21 protein-coding genes are annotated in these 22,492 nt (G+C 68.9%); 8 read left to right on the plus strand and 13 right to left on the minus strand.

Annotation, left to right across the window (positions count from 1 at the left end; translation table 11 throughout):
- Nucleotides 1–25: 25 nt before the first annotated feature.
- From dnaN to B3K53_RS13950, 6 genes are all read left to right on the plus strand, one after another.
- The gene (gene dnaN / locus B3K53_RS13925; protein ID WP_292085086.1) at nucleotides 26–1,144 is read left to right on the plus strand and encodes a DNA polymerase III subunit beta; all 1,119 of its coding nucleotides are present in this window, start codon (nucleotides 26–28) and stop codon (nucleotides 1,142–1,144) included.
- Nucleotides 1,141–1,632 carry a hypothetical protein gene (locus B3K53_RS13930; protein WP_292085087.1) on the plus strand — a complete coding sequence of 164 codons (492 nt, stop codon included), beginning with the start codon at nucleotides 1,141–1,143 and terminating at the stop codon, nucleotides 1,630–1,632. Before dnaN ends, B3K53_RS13930 begins: the two co-directional genes overlap by 4 nt.
- Nucleotides 1,616–2,131: a hypothetical protein gene (locus B3K53_RS13935; RefSeq protein WP_292085088.1), complete on the plus strand. Its 516-nt coding sequence runs from the start codon at nucleotides 1,616–1,618 to the stop codon at nucleotides 2,129–2,131. The genes B3K53_RS13930 and B3K53_RS13935 overlap by 17 nt, the downstream gene beginning before the upstream one ends.
- Nucleotides 2,132–2,143: 12 nt before the next feature.
- A complete protein-coding gene (gene recF, locus B3K53_RS13940; RefSeq protein WP_292085089.1) occupies nucleotides 2,144–3,271 on the plus strand; it encodes a DNA replication/repair protein RecF in 1,128 nt (375 codons plus the stop codon).
- Between the two features lie 134 nt (nucleotides 3,272–3,405).
- On the plus strand, nucleotides 3,406–5,835 hold the full coding sequence (gene gyrB, locus B3K53_RS13945) for a DNA topoisomerase (ATP-hydrolyzing) subunit B (protein WP_292085090.1): 2,430 nt from the start codon (nucleotides 3,406–3,408) through the stop codon (nucleotides 5,833–5,835).
- Between the two features lie 206 nt (nucleotides 5,836–6,041).
- Nucleotides 6,042–6,512 carry a peptidase S1 gene (locus B3K53_RS13950; RefSeq protein ID WP_292085091.1) on the plus strand — a complete coding sequence of 157 codons (471 nt, stop codon included), beginning with the start codon at nucleotides 6,042–6,044 and terminating at the stop codon, nucleotides 6,510–6,512.
- Nucleotides 6,513–6,538: 26 nt separating this feature from the next.
- Here B3K53_RS13950 and B3K53_RS13955 read toward each other — a convergent pair whose 3' ends face one another.
- The 5 genes from B3K53_RS13955 to B3K53_RS13975 form a co-directional block, all read right to left on the minus strand.
- The gene (locus tag B3K53_RS13955; protein WP_292085092.1) at nucleotides 6,539–6,832 is read right to left on the minus strand and encodes an HPr family phosphocarrier protein; all 294 of its coding nucleotides are present in this window, start codon (nucleotides 6,830–6,832) and stop codon (nucleotides 6,539–6,541) included.
- Nucleotides 6,829–7,233 (minus strand): PTS sugar transporter subunit IIA, encoded by a 405-nt coding sequence (locus B3K53_RS13960; RefSeq protein WP_292085094.1) that lies wholly within the window; start codon nucleotides 7,231–7,233, stop codon nucleotides 6,829–6,831. Before B3K53_RS13960 ends, B3K53_RS13955 begins: the two co-directional genes overlap by 4 nt.
- Nucleotides 7,234–7,341: 108 nt before the next feature.
- Nucleotides 7,342–7,773, minus strand: coding sequence for an HPr kinase/phosphorylase (locus tag B3K53_RS13965; RefSeq protein WP_292085095.1), 432 nt, complete (start codon nucleotides 7,771–7,773; stop codon nucleotides 7,342–7,344).
- Nucleotides 7,770–9,380, minus strand: coding sequence for an ATP-binding protein (locus B3K53_RS13970; protein WP_292085096.1), 1,611 nt, complete (start codon nucleotides 9,378–9,380; stop codon nucleotides 7,770–7,772). Before B3K53_RS13970 ends, B3K53_RS13965 begins: the two co-directional genes overlap by 4 nt.
- Nucleotides 9,349–10,053, minus strand: a complete 705-nt coding sequence (locus B3K53_RS13975) for a response regulator transcription factor (RefSeq protein ID WP_292085097.1) — start codon at nucleotides 10,051–10,053, stop codon at nucleotides 9,349–9,351. The genes B3K53_RS13970 and B3K53_RS13975 overlap by 32 nt, the downstream gene beginning before the upstream one ends.
- A 222-nt stretch (nucleotides 10,054–10,275) precedes the next feature.
- Between B3K53_RS13975 and B3K53_RS13980 the strand changes: the two genes are divergently transcribed.
- Complete coding sequence (locus B3K53_RS13980; protein ID WP_292085098.1) at nucleotides 10,276–11,988, plus strand: hypothetical protein; 1,713 nt, start codon at nucleotides 10,276–10,278, stop codon at nucleotides 11,986–11,988.
- Nucleotides 11,989–11,994: 6 nt separating this feature from the next.
- Here the strand turns inward: B3K53_RS13980 and B3K53_RS13985 are convergent, their stop codons facing one another.
- From B3K53_RS13985 to obgE, 5 genes are all read right to left on the minus strand, one after another.
- Entirely contained in the window at nucleotides 11,995–12,351 is a 357-nt protein-coding gene (locus B3K53_RS13985; RefSeq protein WP_292085099.1) for a zf-TFIIB domain-containing protein, read from the minus strand.
- A 143-nt stretch (nucleotides 12,352–12,494) separates the two neighbouring features.
- Entirely contained in the window at nucleotides 12,495–13,715 is a 1,221-nt protein-coding gene (locus B3K53_RS13990; protein ID WP_292085100.1) for an NAD(P)/FAD-dependent oxidoreductase, read from the minus strand.
- A 50-nt stretch (nucleotides 13,716–13,765) separates the two neighbouring features.
- On the minus strand, nucleotides 13,766–14,074 hold the full coding sequence (locus B3K53_RS13995) for a GNAT family N-acetyltransferase (RefSeq protein WP_292085102.1): 309 nt from the start codon (nucleotides 14,072–14,074) through the stop codon (nucleotides 13,766–13,768).
- A 20-nt stretch (nucleotides 14,075–14,094) separates the two neighbouring features.
- On the minus strand, nucleotides 14,095–17,010 hold the full coding sequence (polA, locus tag B3K53_RS14000; protein WP_292085103.1) for a DNA polymerase I: 2,916 nt from the start codon (nucleotides 17,008–17,010) through the stop codon (nucleotides 14,095–14,097).
- Between the two features lie 182 nt (nucleotides 17,011–17,192).
- Nucleotides 17,193–18,248, minus strand: coding sequence for a GTPase ObgE (gene obgE, locus B3K53_RS14005; protein ID WP_292085104.1), 1,056 nt, complete (start codon nucleotides 18,246–18,248; stop codon nucleotides 17,193–17,195).
- A gap of 96 nt (nucleotides 18,249–18,344) precedes the next feature.
- Between obgE and B3K53_RS14010 the strand changes: the two genes are divergently transcribed.
- A complete protein-coding gene (locus B3K53_RS14010; RefSeq protein ID WP_292085105.1) occupies nucleotides 18,345–19,088 on the plus strand; it encodes a hypothetical protein in 744 nt (247 codons plus the stop codon).
- On the opposite strand, the gene ald is transcribed toward B3K53_RS14010, so the two are convergent.
- From ald to B3K53_RS14025, 3 genes are all read right to left on the minus strand, one after another.
- Nucleotides 19,085–20,203: an alanine dehydrogenase gene (ald, locus tag B3K53_RS14015; protein WP_292085106.1), complete on the minus strand. Its 1,119-nt coding sequence runs from the start codon at nucleotides 20,201–20,203 to the stop codon at nucleotides 19,085–19,087. The two genes, B3K53_RS14010 and ald, sit on opposite strands and share 4 nt — an antisense overlap.
- A 328-nt stretch (nucleotides 20,204–20,531) precedes the next feature.
- Complete coding sequence (locus B3K53_RS14020) at nucleotides 20,532–20,675, minus strand: entericidin A/B family lipoprotein (protein ID WP_292085107.1); 144 nt, start codon at nucleotides 20,673–20,675, stop codon at nucleotides 20,532–20,534.
- Between the two features lie 91 nt (nucleotides 20,676–20,766).
- Nucleotides 20,767–22,488: a sensor histidine kinase gene (locus tag B3K53_RS14025; protein ID WP_292085108.1), complete on the minus strand. Its 1,722-nt coding sequence runs from the start codon at nucleotides 22,486–22,488 to the stop codon at nucleotides 20,767–20,769.
- Nucleotides 22,489–22,492 lie beyond the last annotated feature (4 nt).

A 22,492-nucleotide genomic window follows, 5' to 3' on the forward strand; every position in this document is an offset into this window, starting at 1 on the left:
GGCGTCGCGGCCCGGGCGAGACCACATGCAGCTGACCATCGAACGTTCCGCGCTCCTGAAAGCCCTCGGGCACGTTCAGAGCGTGGTCGAGCGCCGCAACACCATTCCGATCCTGTCGAACGTGCTGCTGAGCGCCGGGCGCGACCGCCTGTCCTTCGCCGCCACCGACCTCGACATGGAGATGGTCGATGAGGCCGAGGCCCAGGTGAACGTCGAGGGCCAGATCACGGCCCCGGCCCACACCCTGTATGAAATCGTCAAGAAGCTGCCGGACGGCGCCGAGGTATCCCTGACCTATTCGGGCGACGATCCGCGTCTGGTCATCTCGGCCGGGCGTTCGCGCTTCAACCTGCCGGTCCTGCCGGCGGGCGACTTCCCGGTCATGTCCACGGAAACCTCGGGCGCGCGCTACAGCCTGCCCAAGGAAGATCTGGCCCGACTGATCGACAAGACCCGTTTCGCCGTCTCGACCGAAGAGACGCGCTATTATCTGAACGGCCTCTATCTGCACACGGTGTCCGACGGCGGCATTCCGCTGCTGCGCGCCGTGGCCACCGACGGCCATCGCCTGGCCCTGGCTGAGACCCCGGCGCCGGAAGGCGCGGCGGGCGGCCCCGGCGTCATCGTGCCGCGCAAGACGGTCGATCAGGTCCGTCGCCTGCTGGATGACGGCGCCGGTTCGGTCGAGATCCAGGTCTCGGCCCAGAAGATCCGCTTCGAGTTCGGCCACGCCAGCCTGACCTCCAAGGTCATCGACGGCGCCTTCCCCGACTATCTGCGCGTGATCCCCAAGGGCAACGACAAGCAGGCCGACATCGACAACGCCCTGTTCGCCAAGGCCGTCGACCGCGTGGCCACCATCTCGGCCGAAAAGAGCCGCTCGGTGAAGCTGGCCTTCGACAACGACCGGGTGAAGCTGACCGTCCGCAACATGGAAGCCGGTCAGGCCGAGGAAGAGGTCGAGATCGGCTATTCCGAAGAGCCCTTCGAAATCGGCTTCAACGCCCGCTATCTGCTGGACGTCGCCGGCCAGATCACCGGCGAGACCGCCCACTTCAAGTTCGCCGACCCGGCGTCGCCGACGCTGGTGCTCGATCCGGCCGACGTGGGCGTGCAGTACGTGTTGATGCCGCTGCGGGTGTGATCGACGGCGTCGCCTCTGCCGAGGGTTTTGTCTGGCGTACCAGTCCGTTCGAGTACGGGCTGGTTGTCCTGATCGCCGCTGTTCTGATCTGCGCGCTTTTTGCGTTGGCCCCGTTCGCGCCCGCGTCTTTCGCTTGCGCCTTCGTCGGGCCCCTGCTGATCGCGGGGTATGGCGTGCTCGGCCTGATGCGGCCGAGGCAGGTGTCGATTGAGGCAGACTCCATGGTCATTCGACCTGTGCTCGGCAAGGCGAGGCGCATTGAGCGTGACCGCATCATCGAGGTCAGGGACATCGTGAGCCCGCCTCTGGGGTCTCTGATCGTGCGGATGCGGGACGAGAAGGGGCGTGCGAGGGGTTTAACGGTCCAGAACCGTCTGTTTGAGGCTGGTCTCGGCGTGCGCGAACACGGTCGTGAGGTCGGGATGCGGTCGTCGGCTCAATTGGCGCTGTTGAAAAGCTGGGTTGGCGACGATGCCGACCGATCCTGAACCGCGCCTGGTCTTCCGGGGCGCGGCATGGAAGTCGGGGCTCAGGACGCTGGGATCGCTCGCGGGTGTTCTGGCTTGCGTCTTCATGCTGGAAAGCGACTACGAAACGCAGCGGTACTCGAAGGAGATGGGCGATATCATCTCGATCGGATGCATTGCGATGTTCGGGTGTAACGCCGGCTTTTCTTTTCTGAGGTTATGCTCTCCTCCGGAGCTTATCCTGACGCATGAGGGGTTCAGCGTCCGTGGCCTGAGAAAGGCTCAACTGATCCCTTGGGGTGACGTTCAGGGCTTCGACTTGGTCAAGCAGCGGGGCGGGACGACCGTGGCCGGCTATGTTTTGAAGCCGGGCGTGAGGTCCGGCGCCCGTGATCGCAGCCTGACACGGTTCCTGATGCCGGGATTTGATGGAACCATCGCCGTATCTCCTGAGGAATCGCCAGGGTATGTCGTCAAGATTCTGAATGACTGGCGTCGGCGCTATGCGCCGCCGTCCTGACCCTGGCGCCTTGTGATTACCTCCCTCGCCCTCACCGATTTCCGTTCCTATGCGAGCGCCAGCCTGCCGGTTTCCGGCGGGGCTGTGGTGCTGCATGGGCCGAACGGGGCGGGCAAGACCAACCTCTTGGAGGCGATCAGCCTGCTGACCCCCGGCAAGGGGCTGCGCGGGGCGACGGCGCAGGAGATGGGGCGGCGCGAGCCGGGCGAGGCCGTGGGCCGGGCCTGGGCTGTCATGGTCACGCTGGATGAAGACGGCGAGGAGGTGCGTCTGGGCACCGGGGTGCAGACGCCGGGCGCCGCGCGGCGCATCGTCCGCATCGACGGCGAGACGGCGCCGCCGGGACGGCTGCTGGATCATCTGCGCCCGGTCTGGGCCACGCCCGAGCAGGACCGTTTGTTTTCCGACGCGCGGGCGGGGCGTCTGCGCTTCTTCGACCGGTTGGTGTTTGCGGCCGATCCCGACCATGCGGCCACGGTCTCGACCTATGAAAAGGCTCTGCGCGAGCGACTGAAGCTGCTGACCGACGGCGCTGAGGGACGTCCCGCCGACCCCCTGTGGCTGGACGCGCTGGAGGCGCGGTTGTCCGAGGCCGGGGCGCGGGCGGCGATGGCGCGGACGCGGGCGCTGACGGCGCTGCAGGCGGGCATCGACGCACGCGACGACCGGCCCTTCCCGCAGGCCGACCTGGGCCTGACCGGGGCGGCGGAAGAAATGGCGGCGACGGGGGCGGACGAGGCGGATATTCTCGGCATGCTGGGCGAGGGCTTCATGCGGGCGCGGGCGCGCGACGCCGCCGCCGGACGGTCGCTGTTCGGGCCGCATCGCTCGGACCTGACGGCCATCCATCGTGAGAAGAACCGGCCCGCGGCCGAGGGCTCGTCGGGCGAGCAGAAGGCCCTGGTGCTGAACCTGATCCTGGCCCAGGTCGGGCGGCTGGCGGATCAGCCCGCGCGGCCCGTCCTGCTGCTGGACGAGGCCCCGGCCCATCTGGACGAGGCGCGTCGCGCCGCCCTGTTCGATGAGATCGAGGCGCTGAAGCTGCAGGCCTTCATGACCGGCACCGAGCGCAGCCTGTTCGCCGCCCTGGAGGGGCGGGCGCAGTTCGTTTCGGTGGAAGGCGGCGGCCTGTCCGTCTGACCCTAAAGGCTCGCTTTTCCCGTCAAATTTCCTATATGTTATCGGTGTCGGGGCGCGGTGAATTGCGACCTGACGCGGATGGCCCGAGGGCCGTCTTTTCCCCGTCCGTCCGCGGACCCTGAGCCGACGTTTTCATGACCGACCAGACCGAGACTTCGCCGGAATACGGCGCCGATTCCATCAAGGTTCTCAAAGGCCTGGACGCGGTGCGCAAGCGCCCGGGCATGTATATCGGCGACACCGACGACGGCTCGGGCCTGCACCACATGGTCTATGAGGTGGTGGACAACGCCATCGACGAGGCCCTGGCCGGTCACGCCGACCTGGTGACGGTCACCCTGAACGAGGACGGTTCGGTCACCGTGACCGACAACGGGCGCGGCATTCCGACCGCCATCCACGCCGAGGAAGGCGTTTCCGCCGCCGAGGTCATCATGACCCAGCTGCACGCCGGCGGTAAGTTCGACCAGAACTCCTACAAGGTGTCGGGCGGCCTGCACGGCGTGGGCGTGTCCGTGGTCAACGCCCTGTCCGACTGGCTGGAGCTGGTCATCTATCGTGAAGGCAAGAAGCACAGCGTCCGCTTCGAGCGCGGCGAGACGGTGCGCGCGCTGGCGGTCATCGGCGACGCGCCGATGCGCGAGGACAAGGGCCGTCTGCTGACCGGCACCGAGGTCACCTTCTATCCGTCGGTCACGACCTTCAGCCACATCGACTTCGACCTGAAGACGCTGGAGCACCGCCTGCGCGAGCTGGCCTTCCTGAACTCGGGCGTGGTCATCAAGCTGTCGGATCATCGCGGCGCCGAGCCGGTGGAGATCATGCTGCACTATGAGGGCGGCGTCGAAGCCTTCGTGCGCCACCTCGACAAGTCCAAGACCCCGATCCTGAAAGACGTCATCGTCATTCGCGGCCAGAAGGACGGCATCGAGCTGGACCTGGCCCTGTGGTGGAACGACAGCTACCACGAGACCATGCTGTGCTTCACCAACAACATCCCGCAGCGGGATGGGGGCACCCACCTGTCGGCCTTCCGCGCCAGCCTGACCCGCGTCATGGGCAGCTATATCGAGAGCTCGGGCCTGGCCAAGAAGGAGAAGGTCGCGCCGACCGGCGAGGACGCCCGTGAAGGCCTGACCTGCGTCCTGTCGGTCAAGGTGCCGGATCCCAAGTTCAGCTCGCAGACCAAGGACAAGCTGGTTTCCTCCGAGGTGCGTCCGGCGGTCGAGAGCCTGTGCTCGGAAGGCCTGGGCACCTGGTTCGAGGAACACCCCGTCGAAGCCAAGATGATCGTGTCCAAGATCATCGAGGCCGCCTCGGCCCGCGAAGCCGCTCGCAAGGCCCGCGACCTGACCCGCCGCAAGTCGGCGCTGGAGATCAGCAGCCTGCCCGGCAAGCTGGCCGACTGTCAGGAACGCGATCCGGCCAAGTCCGAACTCTTCATCGTCGAGGGCGATTCCGCAGGCGGCTCAGCCAAGCAGGCCCGCAACCGCGAGAACCAGGCCGTCCTCCCCCTGCGCGGCAAGATCCTGAATGTCGAGCGCGCGCGTTTCGACCGGATGCTGTCGTCGGACCTGATCGGCACCCTGATCCTGGCGCTGGGCACCGGCATCGGCCGCGACGACTTCAACGCCGACAAGCTGCGCTATCACAAGATCATCCTGATGGCCGACGCCGACGTCGACGGCGCCCACATCCGCACCCTGCTGCTGACCTTCTTCTATCGTCAGATGCCGGAACTGATCGAACGCGGCCACGTCTATATCGCCCAGCCGCCGCTCTATAAGGTGTCGAAGGGCAAGCAGCACCGCTACGTCAAGGACCAGGCGGAGATGGACGCCTACCTGATCGAGGAAGGCTGCGCCGACGCCGAGCTGGACCTGTCGACCGGCGAGCGCCGCATGGGTCTGGACCTTCAGGCCCTGGTGCGCGAGGCCAAGGCCTTCAAGGCCCTGGTCGATCGTCTGGCCGCCCGCGCCCCCGCCTTCGCCATCGAGCAGGGCGCCCTGGCCGGCCTGTTCACCGAAAGCGCCGGCGAACTGGAGACGCGCGCCGCCAACGCCGCGACGCGTCTGAACCTCTATGCCGAGGAGGGCGACGGCCCCTGGTCGGGCGACCGCGCCGAGCAGGGCGGGGTGGTGTTCAGCCGCGTCCGCCGCGCCGTCAGCGAGACCATCGTCCTGGACGAACAACTGGGCCGCTCGCTGGATGCCCGTCGGCTGGCCGAACGCGCCGCGACCTTCGAGGGCCTGTTCGACCAGCCCGCCGTCTATCGCCGCAAGGACAAGACCACGACGATCCGCGGGCCCCTGGACCTGCTGAACGCCGTGCTGGACGCCGGCAAGAAGGGCATGGCCATCCAGCGCTACAAGGGTCTGGGCGAGATGAACCCCGAGCAGCTGTGGGAGACGACGCTGGACGTCAACGCCCGCACCCTGCTGCAGGTCAAGGTCGAGCACGGCGACGACGCCGACGACCTGTTCGCCAAGCTGATGGGCGACGTGGTCGAACCCCGCCGCGAGTTCATTCAGGACAACGCCCTGGACGCCGCCGTCGACGTCTGACGACGGGACCAATTCAGACCGGCTTGACGGGTCGTCCCTTTCGGGCGGCCCGTTTTCGTATCGGGACGGCCATGGCCGGGCAGAAGTCTTTCGTGGCTGAATTGTGACTTTTTCGTGTTGTGCTTGCGGCGTCTTGACGCATGGCCGGGTGCGGCGCATCCCTAACGGGGTTCGATGAATGCCCCGGGCTGGGGCGGGAGAGGCTGATGAGAAACATGGTGTTCGCGGGCGCGGCGGCGCTGGCGCTTGGATCGGTTTCGCCGGGGGCCGTGGCGCAGGATTCCAGCAAGACGGCCACCTATGGCGAGATCGTCCTGCGGGCCGGTTTCACGCCGGATCCCTATCGGGTGTCGGTCACGGCGGGCGGCGCGATCGACGCCTATAAGGACACGCCCCTGCCGGCGGCCTGCGTCGGCAATGTCGCTGACGCTCCCGATTTCGAGGTGACCTACGAGGCCGGTCGCCTGCCTCTGGTGTTCCGCACCCTGTCCTCGGTGGACACGACCCTGATCATCAATGGGCCGGACGGCAGCTGGTCGTGCGACGACGACAGCTATGGCGACGGCGACGCCCAGGTGCGCTTCGACAAGCCGCGCAGCGGCGCCTACGATGTCTGGATCGGCACCTTCGGCGGCGGCACGGCCAACGCCACCCTGCTGATCACCGAGACGCCCTGAGCAGGCCGAGGTGAAGCGGCGAGGGCCTACTGGTCCTCGTCGAACTTGCGGGCGACCAGGTCGCTGAGGGCCTCGAGGGCTTCGGCCGCATCGACGCCCTCGGCCTCGATCTCGACGCCGCAGCCAATGCCAGCGCCCAGCATCAGCAGGCCCATGATCGAGCGGGCGTCCACGGTGACGCCGTCGCGGGTGACGCGGATTTCGGATTCGAAGCTGGAGGCCAGCTTGACGAACTTGGCCGAGGCGCGGGCGTGCAGGCCGCGCTGATTGCAGATGCCGACGGTGACCTGCATGGGACCCGAGGTGGAAGCGTCGCTCATTTTTCCCCCGCCAGGACCCAGGACGCCACCGAGATGTATTTGCGCCCCGCGTCCTGCGCATGGGCGACGCAGGTCTCCAGGTCTTCGCGTCCGCGCACGCTGGCCAGCTTGATCAGCATGGGCAGGTTCAGCCCGGCGATGACCTCGGCATGGGTCTGCTCCATCACCGAAATGGCTAGGTTGGAGGGCGTGCCGCCGAACATGTCGGTCAGCAGGATGACGCCGTCGCCGTCGTTGACGGCCGCGGCGGCGTCGACGATGTCGCGGCGGCGCCGCTCCATGTCGTCTTCGGGGCCGATGCAGATCGCGGCCACGCCCCGTTGCGGGCCGACCACGTGCTCCATCGCCGCCAGGAATTCGGAGGCCAGGCCCCCGTGGGTGACGATCACCAGCCCGATCATGAAGGCTTCACCAAGACAATACGCCCCGCGCTTCTGCTCTCAGCGAACGCCCCTGGGGCGCCCGGACTGATCTGCAAGCCGGCCTTCATAGGCCAATCGCGCGCCGGTTCAAAGAGCGGCCAGCGCGGTTGCGACCACCTGACCCGCCGAGGCGGGGCGCGGGTCGAGCCGCAGGCGCGGAATCGTCACGCCCTCCCAGGTCCAGAAGGCGGGCTCTGGCAGGCGCTCGATCGCCTCATGGGCGCCCTGAACGGCCAGAACGATGCGCGCCAGCGGATGGGCGGGGGCGCTGAGGATGCCCAGGCCGCGCACCTCGATCCGGCCGGCGATCGCCGTCGGGGCGGCGGCGTAGAGGGCGCTGTCCGAGGCCCAGACATGGGTCCAGTCGTCGGCGATCAGCCGCCAGCCCTGACCGATCAGCCGCAGGGCCAGATCGCTCTTGCCGACGCCGGACGGTCCCTGGATCAGGACGCCGCGCCAGCCTTGCGCGGTGTGGCGGGCCACGGCGGTGGCGTGGAGGGGTTGCATGGGTGCGGTCATGGGCGTCGTCCGGCCAGGGGCAGAAGGACTTCGAAGCGGGCGCCGACGACGGCGCCGTTCTCGCCGGTGCGGTTCTCGGCGTGGACGCGGCCGCCATGGGCGTCGACGATCTGGCGCACGATGGACAAGCCGAGGCCGGAGTTGGCGCCGAAGGCCGTGCCCTTGGGCCGCGAGGTGTAGAAGCGCTCGAACACCGTCTCGAGGTTCTCCGGCGGGATGCCGGGCCCGTCGTCCTCGACGCGGATGCGCAGGGGCAGGTCCGGGCGGCTATCGTCGCGTTCAAGCCGGACGCGGACCTCGCCGTCGGCGGGGCTGAAGGAGCGGGCGTTGTCGATCAGGTTTCGGAATACCTGACCCAGGGGGATGTCGCGCCCCAGAACGCGCGCCGCCTCGGCGGTCGAGGCGAAGCGCACACGCGCCTCGCCGGGCTTCTGGCCGCCCTCATAGACGGCGATGATGTCGCCCAACAGCTCGTTCAGGTCGATCAGGCGCGGCCGGTCGCGCGACAGTTCGGCGTCCAGGCGCGAGGCGTTGGAAATGTCGGTGATCAGACGGTCCAGGCGACGCACGTCCTGCTGCAGCAGATTGGTCAGGCGCTGACGCTGCTCGTCCGTCTTGACCAGGGGCAGGGTCTCCAGCGCCGAGCGGATCGAGGTCAGGGGGTTCTTGATCTCGTGGCTGACGTCGGCGGCGAAGCGTTCGATGGCGTCCATCCGCGTCGACAGGGTGTCGGTCATGGATTCCAGGGCGCGGGCCAGGTCGCCGATCTCGTCCTTGCGGTCCTCAAGGTCGGGCAGGGAGATGGCGCGGGCGCGTTGCAGGCGCACCTGGTCCGCCGCCGCCGACAGGCGCATGACGGGCCGCGCGACGAACAGGTGCAGCACCAGGGCGGACAGCAGGTTCACCGCCAGGGCCACCAGGGCGAAGGGGGTCAGGGCGCGGCGCTGGGCGGCCAGGGTCTCGTCCACGTCGCCGGCTTCCAGCGTCAGCACGCCCAGCACCTGCTGGACATGGCGCACGGGCAGGGAGACGGAGACGACCCGGTCTCCGTTTTCGTTGCGGCGGATGTCGGCCTGGGGCGCGCCTTGCAGGGCGCGCTCGACCTCGGCCGACAGGTCGGCGTTGGCGCGGGTCAGGCGGGCCTCCTCGCGCGGCGAGGGCCCGCTGGGCGCCAGGGCGGTGCCGGCGGGATTGGCAGGGGGCAGGGTCTCGCCCGGAATGGCGTCGGTCACGGCGAAGCTGTCCGAGACCAGGAGGCCGTCCTGATCATAAAGGCGCGCGCGCTGTCCTTCGGGAATGAAGTTGTCGCGCAGCCACAGCCCGGCCGCGCCGGGGTCCAGCGCCGGATAGGGCTCGCCCCGGGTGATGCCCAGCTCGCCCAACACATTGGCCAGCAGTTCCGCTTGAACCGAGAGGGATTCCTGGCGGGCCTCGATCAGGCCGCGCCGCCATTCGTTCAGCGCCAGGGCGCCGCCGAAGAGGATCAGCAGGCTGAGCAGGTTGAGCGCAAGAATGAACCCGCCGAGGCGCGACCCGCCGAAGCGGAATCGACGCCGCAGCCGACCGTCCTCGGCCTCAGCTTTCGCGGTAGCGGTAGCCGACGCCATACAGGGTCTCGATCGCGTCGAACTCGGGATCGACGACCCGGAACTTCTTGCGCATGCGCTTGACGTGGCTGTCGATGGTGCGGTCGTCGACATAGACCTGATCGTCGTAGGCGGCGTCCATCAGGCTGTCGCGGCTCTTCACGAAGCCGGGCCGCTGGGCCAGGGCCTGAAGCAGCAGGAACTCGGTGACGGTCAGCTTGACCGGCTTGCCGTCCCAGGTGCTTTCGTGGCGTGCCGGGTCCATCGACAGCTTGCCGCGCTTGATGGCCTTGCCGGCGGCTTCGGCCGCGGTCTCGATCTCGCCGCCGTCGGCGCCGGTGCGGCGCAGCAGGGCCTTGACCCGTTCGATCAGAAGGCGCTGGCTGAAGGGCTTGTGGATGTAGTCGTCGGCGCCGAGGTTGAAGCCGAGGATCTCGTCGATCTCCTCGTCCTTGGACGTCAGCATGATGACCGGCAGCTGCGAGGTCTGGCGCAGGCGACGCAGCACCTCCATCCCGTCCATGCGCGGCATCTTCACGTCCAGGATCGCCAGATCCGGGGGCGTGGTCTCCAGCGCCTCAAGGCCCGAGGCGCCGTCATGATAGGCCGTGACCTTGTGGCCGTGGCTTTCGAGGGCCAGGGACACGGAGGCGACGATGTTCTCGTCGTCGTCGACCAGAGTGATGTTGGCCAAAGGCTTCTCCTGAGTGCGGGCGGCGGCGGTCGTTCGATCATCCGTTGCGTGTTGTTGGCTCAACGCGCGACAAGCGTAACCGTTCTATTCCATCGTGGTGACATTACGGCCACAGCAAATGGTTCGCCAGAGCCTGTCTTTCAACCTTGGCGGGGAAAAGGCGAAACCTCGCCTTAAAGCCTCCGGGCGCAGGGTGACAGGCTGATACGCGCGAAAGACGCCATGGCCGGTCCGGTTCACTACGAAATCTACATCCGCAAGACGCCGCCGGCGTCCTGGTCGCTGTCGATGGCGACCGAGGACCGCAAGACGGCGATCGAGACGGCCGAGGACCTGCTGCGCGACGGCCAGGCCTGCGCCGTGCGCGTGACCAAGGAGACGCTGGACCCCGACACCATGGAGTTCGCCAGCGTCGTTGTCCTGACGCGCGGTGCGCCCGAGGTGAAGCGCAAGACGCCGGTGCGCGAGGATAGCCGCGGGCCCAGCTGCCGCGGCGTTCAGGACCTCTACGCGCCGCACGCCCGCGACCTGCTGGGCCGGGTGCTGGAGGACTGGCTGAACCGCCAGGGGGCGACGGCCTTCGAGCTGCTGCACCGTCCAGACCTGGCCGAGCGGCTGGAGGCTTCGGGGGTCGAGCTGCAGCACGCCATCCAGAAGGTGGCCGTGCCGGAAAGCCAGCACACCGGCCAGCCGGTGCATGATCTGGTGCGTCACTATCAGCGGCTGGCCGAACAGGCGATCGAGCGCCTGCTGCAGGCCGGCCGTCGCAAGCAGTTTCCCAGCCTGGCTGAACGCTCGGTCGCCGATGTGGCGCATCGGCTGAACGGTTCGCCCGATCGCGCCTTCATCATGGGCGGAGTGGTCGCCGGGGCTTTGAAGGGCCTGGTCGGGGCGCGGGCGCGGCTGGACCGGCTGATGGACCTTTGCGACCGGGCGCCCGCCGACGGCCAGCCCCGCGCCCTGGTGCTGGTGCCGGTCGAGCAGATCCTGTGCGAGTTGCTGACGTCGCGGGCCAGCCTGGCCCAGATCGTCGGTCCGGCTCTGGATCAGGGCTCCAGCCTGGCGGCGGTGGTGCGGATGGTGGCTCCGCGCGAGATCGCGGCCCTGGTGGCGCATGACCCCCGGCTGGCGTTGCTGATCCCGCCGGTCGAGGGCGGCCCGGCCCGTCTCGGCGAGCGCCTGGCGGCGGGCGAGTTTCCCATACTGGCGGCGGCGCTGGCCCGAACCGTCCTGCGCGAACTGATGAGCCAGCGCCGTCTGCGGCCCGGCGATCCGGAGGGCGAGATCGACATCCTGCGCGCCCTGGCGATGACGCTGACGGCCACGGCGGGGCGGCTGCTGACGCTGGAGGAGGTTCAGAACGCCTTCGTCGAGCGCTCCAAGAGCCTGGTCACCGCCGACTTCGTCGCCGCCTATGTGCGCACCTGCCCCAACATCCTGTGCGAGGTCGAGCGGCTGGCGCGGCTGTGCGAGAACGTCACGGGCGGGGCCAACAAGCGGGCCGCGGCGCGCTGGCTGGACGCCTGCGTCACCTCCCTGCGCTTCGAGACCGAGATGCGGGCCTCGGGCCAGACGCCGGGGCAGAAGCTGCTGGCCCTGGCGGAACTGCAACGGGCCGTGCGCAACGCGGCCCTGTCCGAGCGCGACTGCGAGGCCGTGGCGACCGCCCTGGGCGCGGTCGGGGGATCGGTCGAGGCGGACGCCCGGCTGACCGCCCAGATCGTTCGCGCGCCGGCGCCCGCGCCGCAGAAGCTGGCGGCCCTGCTGCGGCTGGCGGCGGGCGAGACCGGCCCGACCGGCCCAGTGGCGGACCGGGCCAAGGCCGAGGCGATCAAGCTGTTCCGCGCGCCCGAGGTGCGCACCGCCCTGGGCGCGGCGCCTGAGACGGTGCAGACCCTGCGCCCCCTGATGAAGGCGGTCGGCCTGGCCGCCTAGCCCGCGTCAGTCGAAGATGTCGAAGATGTCCATCCGCTTCTTCTTCTTGCGGTAGTGATAGTCGTCGTCGCGCCGCCGATCATCCTTGTAGCGCGGCGGCTCGCGATAACCCTGAGGCTGGCCGCCCCAGGGTTGCTGCATGGGTTGTTGCACGGGCTGCGGCGCGGGCTGCTGATAGGTCGGCGGGGGCGCGACCTGCGGCGCGGCGGCGCGGCCTTCCTCGGTCGCGACGGCCATCAGCTTTTCCAGCTCGCCGCGATCCAGCCAGACGCCCCGGCAGGTCGGGCACATGTCGAACTGGACGCCGTTGCGGTCCAGGGTCTGCATGGCGGCGTTGTCGTTGGGGCACATCAACAGGGGCATGGGGTCCTCGTCATCGAATGATGCGGTCCGACATCACGCCGCCGAAGCGCCGCCAGAGGGGCCCGTCCCGCTGAGGACAGAGTTAGGGGCGCGCCGGGCCTGCGACAACGTGCGCAGACGCCGCAGGCGTCAGCAGCCTGAGGTCAGCAGCTCTGGCCTGCGGCCCAGCCCGACGACCAGGCCCATTGGAAGTTGTAGCCGCCCAGCCAGCCGGTGACGTCCACCACCTCGCCGATGAAGAAGAGGCCGGGCACGGTCTTGGCCTCCAGCGTCTGCTGGTCCAGGGCGGCGGTGTCGACCCCGCCCAGGGTCACCTCGGCGGTGCGATAGCCCTCGGACCCGACCGGCTTGACGGTCCAGGCGTTGACCGTCTCGGCCATGGCCCGCAGCTTCTTGTCCCCGACCTCGGCCAGCTTGCCGGCCAGACCCTCGCGGGCGCAGACGACCTCGGCCAGACGGCGCGGGATCACGTGGCCGAGCGCCGTGTGCACCGCCTGCTTGCCGTTTTCGGTCTTGGCCGCCAGCAATCGCGCGGCGACGTCCTCGCCGGGGGCCATGTCGACGGTGATCGCCTCGCCCTCGCGCCAGTAGGAGCTGATCTGCAGGATCGACGGACCCGACAGGCCCCGATGGGTGAACAACATTGCTTCTTTGAATCGGGGCCTATCGCCCTTCGGGCTGCTTGAGGCCGGGTTCGGAACGGCTTTGACCACGGCGTCGACGGCCACGCCCGCCAGGGGCTTCAACTGCTCCAGCAGGCCGGGCTCGAAGGTCAGGGGCACCAGGGCCGGGCGTGTCTCCGTCACGCGCAGGCCGAACTGGCGCGCGACCTCATAGCCCCAGCCGGTCGCGCCCATCTTGGGGATGGACTTGCCGCCGGTCGCCACCACCAGGGAGGCCGCCGAGACCCGCGTCCCATCGTCCAGATCGACGGTGAAGCGCTCGCCGTCGCGGGCGATCGCCTTGACGCCGAGGCCCAGCGACAGGGTGACGCCCGCCGCCTTCATCTCTTCCGTCAGCATGCGGATGATCTGCTTGGCGCTGTCGTCGCAGAACAGCTGACCCAGGGTCTTTTCGTGCCAGGCGATGCCGTGGCGCTCGACCATCTTGAGGAAGTCGTGCTGGGTGAACCGCTTCAGCGCCGACAGGGCGAAGCGAGGGTTTTCGCTCAGGAACTCAGCCCCGCTGGTTCTCGTATTGGTGAAGTTGCAGCGTCCGCCGCCCGAGATGCGGATCTTTTCGCCGGGCGCGCGGGCGTGGTCGATCACCCGCACCCGGCGGCCGCGCTTGCCCGCCTCGATGGCGCACATCATGCCGGCTGCGCCGGCGCCGACGATCAGGACGTCGAGATCTGAAGACTTCATCGCCTCGCCCTAGCAGGCGCGAAGCGATGAAGCGACCTCGCAGGTCTTTCTTACAGGCCCAGTGCCGCCCGATAGCCCGAATGCACCAGGTCGGCGTATTCCGGATGCTTCTTCAGATAGCCGGCGAAGAAGGGGCAGGTCGGCAGGATGACCAGGCCGCGTTCCTTCAGGTCGGCGAGAACGTGCTTGGCCATGCGGCTGGCGATGCCGCGCCCTTCCAGCGGGATCGGCACGATGGTCTCGGTGATCAGCAGCCCGCCCGCGACGGGGTTGTAGATGACCACGGCCGTCTGGCCGTCGACGGTCAGCTCGTAACGCTTGGCTTCGGTGTTGTCGCGGATCTCGGGGTCCAGGCTCATGTCGGCGTCTTTCATGGGGGCTAGTGGGCGTCGTCCCAGTTGGCGGCGGCCTTGGCCTCGACCACCAGGGGCACGTTGAGGGCGACGGCGGGGTCGGCGGCGCCCTCCATGACCTTGCGCACCACGGCCAGGGCGCGTTCGGCCTCGGCCTCGGGGGCCTCGAAGATCAGTTCATCGTGGACCTGCAGCAGCATGCGGGTCTTCAGCCCCGCATCCAGCAGGGCGCCCGGCATGCGGATCATGGCGCGGCGGATGATGTCGGCGGCGGCGCCCTGGATCGGGGCGTTGATGGCGGCGCGTTCGCCGAACTGCCGCTCGGCCCCCGACTTGGAATGGATGGCCGGGATGTGGATGCGACGCCCGAAGACGGTGGTGACGAAGCCGTGCTCCTTCACGAAAGCCTTGGTGCGATCCATGTAGGCGCGGATGCCGGGGAAGCGCTCGAAGTAGGTCTTGATATAGGCCGCCGCCTCGCCCTGATCGATGCCCAGCTGGGCCGCCAGACCAAAGGCCGAGATGCCATAGACGATGCCGAAGTTGATGGCCTTGGCGCGACGGCGGGTTTCCGACGGCATGCCCTCGACCGGGACGCCGAACATCTCGGACGCCGTGGCGGCGTGAATGTCGAGGCCGGCCTTGAAGGCGCGCTTCAACTCGGGGATGTCGCCAATATGGGCCAGCAGGCGCAGCTCGATCTGGCTGTAGTCGGCGCTGATCAGCACATGGCCGGGCGAGGCGATGAAGGCCTGACGGATCAGGCGGCCGGTTTCCGTGCGGATCGGGATGTTCTGCAGGTTGGGATCAGACGAGGCCAGACGTCCCGTCGTCGCCGCCGCCAGCTGATAGGAGGTGTGGACCCGGTGCGTCGTCGGGTCCGAGGCCGCGACCAGGGCGTCGGTATAGGTGCCCTTCAGCTTGGACAGCTGGCGCCAGTCCAGGATGGCGCGCGGCAGGTCGTGGGTCAGGGCCAGGTCTTCCAGCACGCTGGCCTCGGTGCCCCATTGGCCCGATGCGGTCTTCTTGCCGCCGGGCAGGTTCATCTCGCCGAACAGGATCTCGCCGATCTGGCGCGGGCTGCCGACGTTGAAGGGACGGCCCGCCAGCTTGTGCGCCTGCTCCTCCAGCTCGGCCATGCGCTGGCCGAAGGTCGAGGACAGGGAGCGCAGTCGGTCGGGATCGACCCGCACCCCGTTCAGCTCCATGTCGGCCAGAACGGCGGGCATGCCGCGTTCCAGGGTCTCATAGACGGTGGTCAGGCGCTCAGCGGCCAGGCGCGGCTTCAGCAGCTTGTAGAGGCGCAGGGTCACGTCCGCGTCCTCGGCGGCGTAGCAGGTCGCCGGTTTCAGCTCGACGTGCTTGAAGCTCTTCTGGCTCTTGCCCGTGCCCGCCACGCTCTTGAACGGAATGGGTTCGTGGCCGAGGTGCAGGCGCGCCAGCTCGTCCATGCCGTGGCCGTGCAGACCGCCTTCCAGCACATAGCTGATCAGCATGGTGTCCTCGATCGGGGCCACGCGGATGCCGCGCCGGGCCATGACGGCGAGGTCGTATTTGATGTTCTGGCCGACCTTCAGAACGGAGGGGTCTTCCAGCAGGGTCTTGAGGCGTTCCAGGGCGGTGGGCTTGTGAATCTGCGTCAGCGGCTCACGCGTGTCGCCCTCGGCCGGTTCCAGGCCGAAGTCGAAGCCGCCGCTCAGCGCGGCGTCCCCGGTCGGCTCATGATCGTGGGTCAGGGGGATGTAGCAGGCCTCGTTCGGGCCGACGGCCAGCGAGACGCCGCACAGCCCGGCGTGGGTGGCCGACAGGGCGTCGGTCTCGGTGTCGAAGCCGATGACCCCGGCGGCGCGGGCGCGGGCGATCCAGCGGTCCAGATCGTCCAGCGTCTGCACGCACTCGTACTTGTCGCGGTCGAAGTCGTGGGCCTGATCCGGCGTGGCCGTCTCGGTCTGGCCGTAACGCGGCGTGGCGACCGGGGCCGAGGGCTGGCGGACGAAGGCCGAGCCTTCCTTGGCCGGGGCCTTACCGTCGCCGACGCGGCGCAGCAGCGAGCGGAACTCCATCCGCTCCAGAAACTCGGACAGCACCGCCGGGTCGGGATCGCGGATCAGGAAGTCGTCGACCGGCTCGGGCGCCGGGGCGTCGCAGGTCAGCTTGACCAGTTCGCGCGACAGACGGATCTGGTCGGCGAAGTTGATCAGGGTCTCGCGGCGCTTGGGCTGCTTGATCTCGCCCGCACGGGCCAGAAGGGTGTCGAGGTCGCCGTATTCGTGGATCAGCTGGGCCGCCGTCTTGGGGCCGATGCCGGGAGCGCCGGGGACGTTGTCGACGCTGTCGCCGATCAGGGCCTGAACCTCGACCACCTTGTCCGGCGTGACGCCGAACTTCTCGAAGACGGCTTCCTCTTCCAGCCGCCGGTCCTTCATCGGGTCGTACATGACGACGCCGTTCCCGATCAGCTGCATCAGGTCCTTGTCGGACGAGACGATGACGGCCTCGCCGCCCAGGTCGCGGACCTTGCAGGCATAGGTGGCGATCAGGTCGTCGGCCTCATAGCCGGGCAGCTCAATCCCGTGCACGCCAAAGGCGGCGGTGGCCTCGCGCACCAGGGGGAACTGCGGCACCAGATCCTCGGGCACCGGCGGGCGGTGGGCCTTGTACTGATCGTAGAGGGTGTTGCGGAAGGTCTTTTCCGAGTGGTCGAAGACGGCGACCAGATGGGTCGGGCCGTCCTCGCCCTTCATGTCGCGGATCAGTTTCCACAACATGTTGCAGTAGCCCTGGACCGCGCCGACGGGCAAGCCGTCCGACTTGCGCGTCAGCGGCGGCAGGGCGTGATAGGCGCGGAAGATATAGGCCGAGGCGTCGATCAGCCACAGCCGGGGCGGCGGTCCGTCCTGGGTCAAGGGGCGGGCGGCGGATTCGATGGTCGCGTCGGTCATGGCGCGAACATAGGGGGCGGCGACGGTCGCGTCATCTGCGCTTCCATTTTCCTCCCCACTGTGTGGGGAGGGGGACCGCGTAGCGGTGGAGGGGCGGCGGCGAACCAAGCGGCCCCTCCGTCACGGACGCTGTGCGTCCGCGCCACCTCCCCATGAAATGGGGAGGAGAGCAGGGCGGAGCCCTACGGCTGCCAGCCGCCCGGCGTCTCGGGGACGGCGTCCTCGCCGTCGTCGGCGATCTCGCCGCGGGTCTTGCGGACCTCGGCCCAAGCGGCGCGCAGCAGCTCGGTCACGCCCTCGCCGGACACGCCGGACACCAGATAGGGCGTCTTGCCCGAAGCGGCCTTCAGCGCCGCGACCTTCTCCTCGCGCTCTTCGGGCGACAGGGCGTCGATCTTGTTCAGGGCCAGCAGCTCGACCTTGTCGGCCAGGCCTTCGCCATAGGCGTCCAGCTCGCCGCGAATGATGCGGTAGGCCTCGGCCACGTCTTCCTGCGTGCCGTCGATCAGGTGGATCAGGCTGGCCGAGCGCTCGACGTGACCCAGGAAGCGGGTGCCCAGACCCGCGCCCTCGTGCGCGCCCTCGATCAGGCCGGGGATGTCGGCGATGACGAAGCGTTCCGAGGGGCTCAGGTCCACCATGCCGAGGTTGGGCGTCAGGGTGGTGAAGGGATAGTCCGCCACCTTGGGCTTGGCCGCCGAGACCGCCGCCAGGAAGGTCGACTTGCCGGCGTTGGGCAGGCCCGCCAGGCCGATATCGGCGATCAGTTTGAGCCGCAGCCAGATCCAGCGCTCCTGGAACTCCTGGCCGGGGTTGGCGAAGGTCGGGGCCTGATTGGTCGGGCCCTTGAAGCGGGTGTTGCCCCAGCCGCCGTTGCCGCCGCTGAGCAGCTTCACCTTCTGGCCCGCCTTGTCCATGTCGAGCAGGACGGTTTCCTTGTCCTCGTCCAGCACCTGGGTGCCCACGGGCACGCGCAGGACCACGTCGTCGCCCTTGCCGCCGTGCATCTGACGGCCCTGGCCGTGGTGGCCGGTCTGGGCCTTGAAATGCTGCTGGTAGCGATAGTCGATCAGGGTGTTCAGCCCTTCCACCGCCTCGATCCAGACGTCGCCGCCCTTGCCGCCGTCGCCGCCGTCGGGGCCGCCGTTGGGAATGAATTTCTCGCGTCGGAACGAGACGGCGCCGGCGCCGCCCGCGCCCGAGCGAATGTAGATCTTGGCCTGGTCGAGGAACTTCATCGCGGGCTTATGCCAAAACTCGAGCCAAAGGGCGAGTGTCACGCGGTTCGGCGGCGTTTACCCGCCGTTAGGCGACGCGGACGACCCTGCCCGGCCATGAACATCGGCTCCCTGTTTCCTGCGCTCCCGACGGCCAAGCCGGAGGCGCGATCCGAGGCCACAGCGGCGCGCGAAGAGCGTCGGCAGGCCCTGGCCGATGCAAAACTGAGCGACGCCCGCGCGGCCGTCGAAAGCCTGAAGCAGCGCACCAGCAGCGCTTCGGAAGAGAAGAAGGCGGCGGCCAAGAAGAAGATCGAGGAGATCAAGGCGCGGCTACAGATGCTGCAGATGGCCATGATCGGCGATCCCAAGGGCGCGGCTCGCATGGCGGCGGCCTTGGCGCGGGAACTGGGCGCGGCGGTCAAGGCCTATGCCGCCGCCGGAGGCTCGACCGCCGGTCTCGGCGCGGCGAGCGGCACGCCGGCGACAGGCGCTCCTGGGACGGGCGGAGCGGAAGCCGCGCCGGAGGCGGGGGCCGGAGAGGTTTCGGCGGAGGCGTCGCCCGCCGAGACGCCGGTCGAGGAGGCCGAGGCCGCCAAGGCGTCCAACCCCTATCAGCAGGTCATCGACGCATCTCAGGCCCGGATGAACGAACAGGCCCGCCGCAGCGGCGAGCGTCAGGCCGACCGCGACACCATGGACGAGGTCAAACGCCTGGCCGCCCGGATCAAGGCCATGGCGCAGAGGGCCAAGGACACGCCGGAGGGCGACGAGGCCGAACGGGCCGTGGCCGGCATGGACCGCGAGGTGCAGGCGGCCATGCAGGCCATGCCCAACGCGGGTTTCGCCCTGACGATCTAGGCGCGGGCCCAGACGCCGAAGGGGTCGCTCCACGGCAGGTCCAGGGCCTCGGCCACGGCGGGATAGGTGATCTCGCCGTTCAGCACATTCAGGCCGCGCGCCAGATGCGGATCCTGCTTCAGCGCCTCCAGTCCCCTGTCGGCCAGGGCCAGGCCGAAGGGCAGGGTGGCGTTGGTCAGGGCTTCGGAACTGGTGCGCGGCGCGGCCCCCGGCATGTTGGCGACGCAATAGTGGACCACGCCGTCGACGACATAGGTCGGGTCTTCGTGGGTGGTCGGCTTCGAGGTCTCGAAACAGCCCCCCTGATCGATGGCCACGTCGATCAGGACGCTGCCCGGTTTCATCGACTTCAGCTGGTCGCGGCGGACCAGGGTGGGGGCCTCGGCGCCGGGGACCAGGACGGCCCCGATCACCACGTCGGCCTTGACCAGTTCCTCCTCGATGGCGCCGATCGAGGAATAGCGGGTGATGACCCGGCCGCCGGTCAGCTCGTCGATCTCGCGCATGCGGGGGATGGAGCGCTCCAGCACCACCACCTCGGCGCCCAGACCCATGGCCATGCGGGCGGCGTTCAGCCCCACGACCCCGCCGCCCAGCACCAGCACCCGCGCGGGCGCCACGCCCGGCACGCCGCAGAACAGCAGGCCCATGCCGCCGTTGTGCTTCAGCAGGGTCTCGGCGGCGGAGAAGACGGCGATGCGCCCGGCCACCTCGGACATGGGCGCCAGCAGGGGCAGGCCGCCGTTCCTGTCAGTCACCGTCTCATAGGCGATGGCGGCGCATTTCGAGGCCAGCAGCCCCTTGGTCTGTTCGGGATCGGGCGCCAGGTGCAGATAGGTGAAAAGGATGTGGTCCGGCCGTAGTCGCGCCCATTCGACAGCCTGCGGTTCCTTGACCTTCACGATCATCTGACTGTCGGCGAAGACGGTCTCGGCGTCGGCGACGATGGTCGCGCCGGCCTTCTTGTAGTCGGCGTCGGTGAAGCCGGCGCCCAGGCCGGCGCCGGTCTCGATGCGGACCTCGTGGCCGTGGGCGACATACTCGCGCACAGCAGTCGGGGTCAGGCCGACCCGATGTTCATTGGTCTTGATCTCGCGGGGCACGCCGACGCGCATGGGTTCCGTCCCTGAGTTCGCGCCCCATCGCGCGGGGCGAGGCGAAGGCTAAACCTGACCTTGGGGAACGGCTAGGCCGTAACGCCGGAATTCGACCTTGCGCCCGGATCGCGCGCCGACCACCTCAATGCTCAAGCTTGGAGGGAAGGATGACGAAGGATCACGACGGGATGTTTTGGTTCGGATGGGTGCCGTCGTTCAAGCCGCTCGTCGTCTGTTGCTGACGACGGATGGGCGGCATGGAGCCCGACCTTCGCCTAAGCAGGCGGACATGAAAAATCCCCGCCGCCTGGCCAGGCGACGGGGACGATCGGTTCTGAAGTCGGGGCTAGTTCTTGGCGTCGCGGGCGGCGCCCTCGACGGCCGAGCCCGCGGCCTGGGTGTCCTTGCCGACGCCCGCGATGGTGTTGCAGGCGGCGGTGGTCAGAAGGGCGGCGGCGGCGGCGGCGGCGAGTACGAACAGTTTGCGCATGGTCGGCTCCTGTGAAATGGGCAGGGGGTCCAATGACCGCCCCTCGCAACACCAACGCGAGGACGCGGGCCGGGTTCCTGTCAAGCTGTCGCTAGTGTGCGCCGGGTGCAGCGGCCACGGGCGTGGGGAAGGTCAATCGGGCGACGGAGCCGCCGCCAGGCGCCTCGATCATTTCGGCCTGGCCGCGCAACTGCTTGGCGAAGGCGCTCATCAGGGTGCGGCCCACGCCGGCCGTGTCGCCTTCGGTCAGGCCGGGGCCGTCGTCCTGCACCTCCAGAACGCTGGTCTCGCCCGTCACCTTGAAGCGGACGCTGAGATCCCCCCCGCGTCCGGCGAAGGCGTGCTTCTGGGCGTTGGATACGGCCTCGACCAGCCACAGGGCCACCGGAGCCAGCCGATCCGGGTCGATGATGATGGCGTCGGCGTCGACCGAAGTGGTGACGAGGGGGCCGCGCATGGCTTCGCCGGCGATCAGTTGTCCGACCAGTTCCGTCAGGAAGACGCGGGAATCCGCCTCGCGAATGTCCTCGCTCTGGTAGAGGGTCCGGTAGATCAGGGCCAGGGCGGTGATCCGTTGGCGCGTGTCGCCCAGGGCCGAGCGCGCCGCAGGGTCGGCCACCGCTCTCTGCTGCATCGACAGCAGCGAGGAGATGATCTGCAGGTTGTTCTTCACCCGGTGATGGATCTCGCGCATGAGCGCGTCCTTCTCGTCCAGCGAGTCGAGCAAAGCCTTGTCGCGGGTGGTGATGCTGTCGCCCAGCGAGCCCAGCGTCCGGGCCAGGGTGCGGATTTCGGCGGGCGCGTGTTCGGCCTGGACCGGGCGCACCGAGAAGCGGCCGCGCGCATAGATGGCCGCCACCCGTTCCAGATAGACCAGCCAGCGGATGACGATGCGCTCGGACAGCAGCATGACCGCCAGGAAGGCGACCAGCCAGGCGGCCAGGGGCAGAAGGAAGGAGCCGATCGGGTTCAGCCGGGCCCATGACAGCAGGCCTGACGCCGGGGCTGACAGGAGGACGTAGAGGTCGCGTCCGGCCAGGGCGGTGCCCGCATAGACGTGCTTGCGACCGCGGGCGTCGCGCGCCTCGAACAGGGCGGCTTGCTCCTGTCGGGCTTCGCGTACCCAGGTCGCGGTCGTGCCGTTGATGGCGAAGGCGGCGGGATCGGTGGAGACCAGGATCCGCCCGTCGGCGTCGGTCAGGGCGGATTGGGCGCCGGCGGGCAGGGCGGGGTCGTGGATGTCAGGCTGCAGCGCAGTCAGCGGGATCACCGCTGCGACCGCGCCCTGAAAGGCGCCGAGCGGGCGTTCCGAGCGCACGGCGACGATCAGCGAGCCGGGAGCGTCGGGCGCGCGGACCATGACCACGTCCTCGCCGTTCTTGAGCCGCTGATACCATTCCTGGCTGCGGACGTCGGACGGCGGGGCGGGGGAGTCCTTGTCCGCGCGCGAGGCGCAGACCGGCTCGCCGGTCGGACTGTAGCGCTGCAGGGCCGAAAGCCCGTCCAGTCGCGACACCAGGGCCGTCAGGCGCGGCTCGCAATAAAAGCCGGTCGCTTCGGGCGCCAGGGCCTGAAGCAGGACGACGGTGCTGTCGATCCGGGCCTTGGCGTCGGTCGCGCTGCGCTCGGCGGCCAGTTGCAGGTCATGCCGGCGGTCCTCGGCCTGACGTCGAAACTCGGCCTGGGTCTGGGCGGCGCTGAGCAGCAGGATGGGCAGCAGGGCGACGGCCATGGCCAGGCCCATCCGGAAGCGGATGCCGTGGACGCTGGGGCGAGTCAGCCGCAATCCCCATGCGCGGCCGAACCGCACCATGCGC

The organism is Brevundimonas sp. UBA7506 (assembly GCF_002479495.1).
Taxonomy (GTDB): Bacteria; Pseudomonadota; Alphaproteobacteria; order Caulobacterales; family Caulobacteraceae; genus Brevundimonas.